3 tRNA genes and 3 rRNA genes are annotated in these 5,576 nt (G+C 54.4%); all 6 read left to right on the top strand.

Annotation, left to right across the window (positions count from 1 at the left end):
* The first annotated feature begins 236 nt into the window (after positions 1 to 236).
* Positions 237 to 1,722, top strand: a 16S ribosomal RNA gene (locus E1H18_RS26280).
* Between the two features lie 178 nt (positions 1,723 to 1,900).
* Positions 1,901 to 1,977 (top strand) — tRNA-Ile (locus tag E1H18_RS26275).
* A gap of 66 nt (positions 1,978 to 2,043) precedes the next feature.
* Positions 2,044 to 2,119, top strand: a tRNA-Ala gene (locus tag E1H18_RS26270).
* A 252-nt stretch (positions 2,120 to 2,371) separates the two neighbouring features.
* A 23S ribosomal RNA gene (locus E1H18_RS26265) occupies positions 2,372 to 5,160 on the top strand.
* A gap of 104 nt (positions 5,161 to 5,264) precedes the next feature.
* Positions 5,265 to 5,379, top strand: a 5S ribosomal RNA gene (gene rrf / locus E1H18_RS26260).
* The 16S, 23S and 5S rRNA genes sit together here with 3 tRNA genes alongside, the layout of an rRNA operon.
* A 117-nt stretch (positions 5,380 to 5,496) precedes the next feature.
* A tRNA-Met gene (locus E1H18_RS26255) sits at positions 5,497 to 5,573 on the top strand.
* Positions 5,574 to 5,576: the final 3 nt, after the last annotated feature.

Here is a 5,576-nt window from a genome sequence, read left to right as displayed (position 1 = left end):
GGGTCTTTGACATTGTTGATTTGGAAAGAGAAACGCAGGCGGCGGCGCTCTGGCGGTGGACTTTAGGTTCACCAAATGACGCTGACGAATGCGGTCTCTTGAAGACACCATTAATACGGTGGCTGGCTCTTAGGAGTTGGTCATTGTGTGATGGGAACTCGTCAAGAAACTATGCAAACCAGATTTACCTGGACCTGGGTTTTCCCTGGGTCTGGAAGTCTGGGTCAATGTCAACTCAACCTGAGAGTTTGATCCTGGCTCAGAGCGAACGCTGGCGGCAGGCCTAACACATGCAAGTCGAACGGATCCTTCGGGATTAGTGGCGGACGGGTGAGTAACACGTGGGAACGTGCCTTTTGGTTCGGAACAACTCAGGGAAACTTGAGCTAATACCGGATGTGCCCTTCGGGGGAAAGATTTATCGCCATTAGAGCGGCCCGCGTCTGATTAGCTAGTTGGTGGGGTAAAGGCCCACCAAGGCGACGATCAGTAGCTGGTCTGAGAGGATGATCAGCCACATTGGGACTGAGACACGGCCCAAACTCCTACGGGAGGCAGCAGTGGGGAATCTTGCGCAATGGGCGAAAGCCTGACGCAGCCATGCCGCGTGAATGATGAAGGTCTTAGGATTGTAAAATTCTTTCACCGGGGACGATAATGACGGTACCCGGAGAAGAAGCCCCGGCTAACTTCGTGCCAGCAGCCGCGGTAATACGAAGGGGGCTAGCGTTGCTCGGAATTACTGGGCGTAAAGGGAGCGTAGGCGGACTGTTAAGTTAGAGGTGAAAGCCCAGGGCTCAACCTTGGAATTGCCTTTGATACTGGCAGTCTTGAGTACGGAAGAGGTATGTGGAACTCCGAGTGTAGAGGTGAAATTCGTAGATATTCGGAAGAACACCAGTGGCGAAGGCGACATACTGGTCCGTTACTGACGCTGAGGCTCGAAAGCGTGGGGAGCAAACAGGATTAGATACCCTGGTAGTCCACGCCGTAAACGATGAGTGCTAGTTGTCGGCATGCATGCATGTCGGTGACGCAGCTAACGCATTAAGCACTCCGCCTGGGGAGTACGGTCGCAAGATTAAAACTCAAAGGAATTGACGGGGGCCCGCACAAGCGGTGGAGCATGTGGTTTAATTCGAAGCAACGCGCAGAACCTTACCACCTTTTGACATGCCTGGACATCCAGAGAGATCTGGCTTTCCCTTCGGGGACTGGGACACAGGTGCTGCATGGCTGTCGTCAGCTCGTGTCGTGAGATGTTGGGTTAAGTCCCGCAACGAGCGCAACCCTCGCGATTAGTTGCCATCAGGTTTGGCTGGGCACTCTAATCGTACTGCCGGAGTTAATCCGGAGGAAGGCGGGGATGACGTCAAGTCCTCATGGCCCTTACAAGGTGGGCTACACACGTGCTACAATGGCGACTACAGAGGGCTGCAATCCCGCGAGGGGGAGCCAATCCCTAAAAGTCGTCTCAGTTCGGATTGTTCTCTGCAACTCGAGAGCATGAAGTTGGAATCGCTAGTAATCGCGGATCAGCATGCCGCGGTGAATACGTTCCCGGGCCTTGTACACACCGCCCGTCACACCATGGGAGTTGGCTTTACCCGAAGGCGCTGCGCTAACTCGCAAGAGAGGCAGGCGACCACGGTAGGGTCAGCGACTGGGGTGAAGTCGTAACAAGGTAGCCGTAGGGGAACCTGCGGCTGGATCACCTCCTTTCTAAGGATGCTTCTCCAAGCCTTCGGGTTTATTGAAGCTCCGATTAGTGCGCTTGACGCACACAAATGAGCGGATCGCCGCCGTCTTCGTTTCTCTTTCCACTCCTTGATGGCCGTTAGGTCGTCGAGGCGATCGCGAGCCCTGGAGCAGATCTTTGGATCTGATCTGAGCGGCCTATGGGCCCGTAGCTCAGTTGGTTAGAGCGCACGCTTGATAAGCGTGAGGTCATAAGTTCAAGTCTTATCGGGCCTACCACTCTTCCATCCTACGGATACCGCACCGACCAGGCTCTCCTGGGCAAGCAACTCACACCGAGTGTGAGGGGCCATAGCTCAGTTGGTAGAGCGCCTGCTTTGCAAGCAGGATGTCGTCGGTTCGAATCCGTCTGGCTCCACCATCTCCCTACCATCGGGTAGGTCGAGATATCGCGATCGAGGAATGATCAAGTTTGCAGCGTCACTCAGTGACGATGCGAAATGACATTGTGAAGGCAGGGTTCCTCCGCCAACCGTAGCTCACCCCTGGGATACGGACCTGGTTTAAGGATGGACTTAAGAAGACATCATTGTCTGACTAAAGGTAGAGCTCATGCTCGATCTCTTCTCACGTGAGTGACAAGAGACGATTATGCATGGGTTTTGCTGAGAACGATCAAGCGCATAAGGGCTTCTGACGGATGCCTTGGCATTGAGAGGCGATGAAGGACGTGGCACGCTGCGATAAGAGCCGGGGAGGCGCGAGCACCCTTTGATCCGGCTATCTCCGAATGGGGAAACCCACCTTTATGGTCACCCAACTTTGTTTCGGCTTCGGCCGGGACGAGGATTGGTTGATCAGAAGAGGTATAATGACCTGAATACATAGGGTTCATTAAGCAAACCCGGGGAACTGAAACATCTCAGTACCCGGAGGAAAGGACATCAACCGAGACTCCCGTAGTAGTGGCGAGCGAACCGGGACCAGGCCAGTGCTGTCGTGACATAAAGCTGAATGTACTGGGAAGTACAGCCATAGTGGGTGATAGCCCCGTAAGCGTCAAATAGCGACAGACTCGAGTAGGGCGGGACACGTGAAATCCTGTCTGAACATGGGGGGACCACCCTCCAAGCCTAAGTACTCCTCAATGACCGATAGCGAACAAGTACCGTGAGGGAAAGGTGAAAAGCACCCCGACAAGGGGAGTGAAACAGATCCTGAAATCGGAAGCCTACAAGCAGTCGGAGCCACCGAGCGTGGTGACGGCGTACCTTTTGTATAATGGGTCAGCGACTTCATGTGCCGTGCAAGCTTAAGCCGTTAGGTGTAGGCGCAGCGAAAGCGAGTCTGAATAGGGCGAATAAGTACGTCGCATGACGACCCGAAACCAGGTGATCTATCCATGAGCAGGTTGAAGGTAAGGTAACACTTACTGGAGGACCGAACCGGTGAATGTTGAAAAATTCTCGGATGACTTGTGGATAGGGGTGAAAGGCCAATCAAACCTGGACATAGCTGGTTCTCCGCGAAAACTATTTAGGTAGTGCCTCGGACGTATTCCTTGGGGGGTAGAGCACTGAATGGATGCGGGGGGAGCGATCTCTACCAATTCTAATCAAACTCCGAATACCCAAGAGAACTATCCGGGAGACACACGGCGGGTGCTAACGTCCGTCGTGAAAAGGGAAACAACCCTAACCATCATCTAAGGCCCCCAAGTACTGGCTAAGTGGGAAACGATGTGGGTTTGCTTTGACAACCAGGATGTTGGCTTAGAAGCAGCCATCATTTAAAGAAAGCGTAACAGCTCACTGGTCAAGCGAACCTGCGCGGAAAATGTAACGGGGCTCAAGCCAGTCGCCGAAGGTATGGGTGTGCACTCTGTGCACGCGGTAGCGGAGCGTTCCGTAAGCCGATGAAGGTGAGGCGTGAGCCTTGCTGGAGGTATCGGAAGTGAGAATGCTGACATGAGTAGCGATAAAGAGGGTGAGAGACCCTCTCGCCGAAAGCCCAAGGGTTCCTGCGTAAAGCTAATCTGCGCAGGGTTAGTCGGCCCCTAAGGCGAGGCCGAAAGGCGTAGTCGATGGGAATCAGGTGAATATTCCTGAACCAGTTGGAAGTGACGGATCTGGTAAATTGTCAGGGCTTATTGGATTGCTCCTGGCAGTGAACAGGTCCCTGGAAATAACTCCAACGGAGACCGTACCCGAAACCGACACAGGTGGGCAGGTAGAGTATACCAAGGCGCTTGAGAGAACTGTGCTGAAGGAACTCGGCAAATTGCACGCGTAACTTCGGGATAAGCGTGACTCTCTTTTGGGCAACCAGATGAGAGTGGCACAAGCCAGGGGGTAGCGACTGTTTATCAAAAACACAGGGCTCTGCGAAGCCGCAAGGCGACGTATAGGGTCTGACGCCTGCCCGGTGCCTGAAGGTTAAAAGGAGGGGTGCAAGCTCTGAATTGAAGCCCAGGTAAACGGCGGCCGTAACTATAACGGTCCTAAGGTAGCGAAATTCCTTGTCGGGTAAGTTCCGACCTGCACGAATGGCGTAACGACTTCCCCACTGTCTCCAGCACAGGCTCAGCGAAATTGAATTCCCCGTGAAGATGCGGGGTTCCCGCGGTCAGACGGAAAGACCCTATGAACCTTTACTGCAGCTTCGCCTTGGCGTTAGCAATAACATGTGTAGGATAGGTGGGAGGCTATGAATCCGGGGCGCCAGTTCCGGGGGAGCCATCCTTGAAATACCACCCTTATTGTTGTTGACGTCTAACCGCGGCCCGTTATCCGGGTCCGGGACATGGCGTGGCGGGCAGTTTGACTGGGGCGGTCGCCTCCCAAAGTGTAACGGAGGCGCGCGATGGTGGGCTCAGACCGGTCGGAAATCGGTCGTCGAGTGCAATGGCATAAGCCCGCCTGACTGCGAGACTGACAAGTCGAGCAGAGACGAAAGTCGGCCATAGTGATCCGGTGGTCCTGCGTGGAAGGGCCATCGCTCAACGAATAAAAGGTACTCTAGGGATAACAGGCTGATTTTGCCCAAGAGTCCATATCGACGGCAAAGTTTGGCACCTCGATGTCGGCTCATCACATCCTGGGGCTGGAGCAGGTCCCAAGGGTTCGGCTGTTCGCCGATTAAAGTGGTACGTGAGCTGGGTTCAGAACGTCGTGAGACAGTTTGGTCCCTATCTGCCGTGGGTGTACGAGACTTGAGAGGATCTGTCCCTAGTACGAGAGGACCGGGATGGACACACCTCTGGTGGACCTGTCATGGCGCCAGCTGTGCAGCAGGGTAGCTAAGTGTGGAATAGATAACCGCTGAAAGCATCTAAGCGGGAAACTAACCTCAAAACAAGGTCTCGCTGAGAGCCGTGGAAGACCACCACGTTGATAGGCCGGGTGTGGAAGTGCGGCGACGCATGGAGCTTACCGGTACTAATAGCTCGATAGGCTTGATCGTTCTTCAGTCAAACCCATGCAAACGCATGGCTCTACTTCAGACACTGATGTCTTCTTCTTAAATCATTCGCTCCCACAAAGAGCGAACGATATCCTTTTCGCTGACCTGGTGGCTTTGCCGGGGGTTCCCCACCCGATCCCATTCCGAACTCGGTCGTTAAGTCCCCCTGGGCCAATGGTACTTCGTCTCAAGGCGCGGGAGAGTAGGTCGCCGCCAGGTCCGCCAAAAGGATATCGCATCAGCACTTCAGGCGAAGTGGATCCCGGTTCGCCGCCCGGAAGTGCTGAAAACAAAAAGTTTAAGTCCACCCTGCCATCACAATCCAAAACACCCTGACGCGGGGTGGAGCAGCCCGGTAGCTCGTCAGGCTCATAACCTGAAGGTCACAGGTTCAAATCCTGTCCCCGCACCCAAGG

Source organism: Caulobacter sp. RHG1 (assembly GCF_013181195.1).
GTDB lineage: Bacteria > Pseudomonadota > Alphaproteobacteria > Caulobacterales > Caulobacteraceae > Caulobacter.
This window is presented reverse-complemented; position numbering and strand designations above follow the sequence as displayed.